1 protein-coding gene and 1 pseudogene are annotated in these 1,441 nt (G+C 62.2%); both read right to left on the reverse strand.

Translation table 11 applies throughout. The annotated features are described in order from the left end of the window. Positions 1 to 794: pseudogene (locus tag EN932_RS36030) on the reverse strand (phosphonate ABC transporter, permease protein PhnE); the annotation flags it as partial. Positions 795 to 796: 2 nt separating this feature from the next. After that, positions 797 to 1,441: phosphonate ABC transporter, permease protein PhnE (gene phnE / locus EN932_RS36035; RefSeq protein WP_128278230.1), on the reverse strand; the 645-nt coding region annotated here is incomplete at its 5' end.

A 1,441-nucleotide genomic window follows, 5' to 3' on the forward strand; every position in this document is an offset into this window, starting at 1 on the left:
ATGCCGCCCAGCATGGTGCCGAGAAAGGCCATGACGATGGTCTGCAGGAGCTTCGTCCAGACATCGCCATGCTGCCACTGGGCGTTGTTCCAGATGTTGTCGCCGGCCAGCGCCAGATTTGACGTGCCCGGTTTCAGTTCCGGCCCGGAGACGATCAGCGAAGCGACTTCGCTTGCCGACTTGCCGAAGAAAGGCGAACGCGTGTCGAAGACGAAGTTTGCCCAGCCTAGAAACCGCTTGCGTATCCTGACGCGGTCAACGGCGACGCGGGCCTCGCCGGCAAAGCCCATGTCGGCGACGACCTCATCCTCATGCGCGGTGATCCAGCCGGGAACCGGTCCCGAGATCAGCGGCTTGCCGGTGCCGAGTGCGACCGCAACGGTCTCACCGTTGGCAATTATCGTCGCTTGCGTCTTGGTGAAGGTAATCGACTTGGCGGTGCCGTCGATCAGGATCGTCACCGAACCATCGGCATTGGTCTTGACCCAGTCCGGATCCGGGTTCGGGCCGAGCACCGAGAAGCGTGGATATTTGGCAGTGATCTGCGGTTCATCGAGGCGGAAGATCGGCTGTACGTCGTAGCTGATCCATTGGGTCAGGAACAGCGGCAGGCGCTCCCAGTGCGATTCTCGCATGACCTGCGGCAGGTTGAAGAACCACAAGGCGTACAGCAGGTAGAGAAAGATGCCGCCAAGCAGCATCAGCGGCCCGAAGCGCTTGTGGAACGGCCGCTGGAACACCTGCGGGAAGCGCTCTTCGATCGACTGGATCTGATCGGCGGTCATGGTGGCCATGGTCAAGCGCTCATCACGAAAGCCTGCTCGCCGACCAGCTTGCGGCGCAGCCAGGCGGAGAACTGGTCGACGATGAAGATCGTCGTGAACAGGAGCAGCACGAGGGCTATCGTCTTGGCGCCGAAGCCGCGCGAGATCGACAGCTTCAACTCCTCGCCGATACCGCCGCCGCCGACAGCGCCCATGATGGTGGAAATGCGGACATTTATCTCAACACGCAGCAGCGTGTAGGACATGAAGTTGGGCAGCACCTGCGGCAGGCCGGCGAAGCGCACCCGCTCGAACCAGTTGGCGCCGACGGCCCTCAGGCCTTCCTCGGCGCGCATGTCGATGTTCTCGTTGATCTCGTAGAACAGCTTGCCCAGCGCGCCGATCGAATGCAGGCCGATGGCGATGATGGCGGCGATCGGGCCGATCGAGACGATGGCGGCGAACAGGCCGGCGATGACGATCTCGGGAAAGGCGCGCAGCAGTTCCATGAGGCGCTTGACGATCAGCCGCAGCACCGGATGCGGCGTCAAATTGCGCGCCGCGATGAAGGAGAACGGCACGGCGAAGACGAAGCCGATGAAGGTCGAGACCAGGGCCACGTTGAGCGTGGTCAGCATCAGCTCGAAATATTCGGGGATGTAGAAGCTGCCCCAGAC

Origin of the sequence: Mesorhizobium sp. M7A.F.Ca.US.002.01.1.1, from assembly GCF_004022955.1 — a bacterium.
Classification (GTDB): Bacteria; Pseudomonadota; Alphaproteobacteria; order Rhizobiales; family Rhizobiaceae; genus Mesorhizobium; species Mesorhizobium ciceri.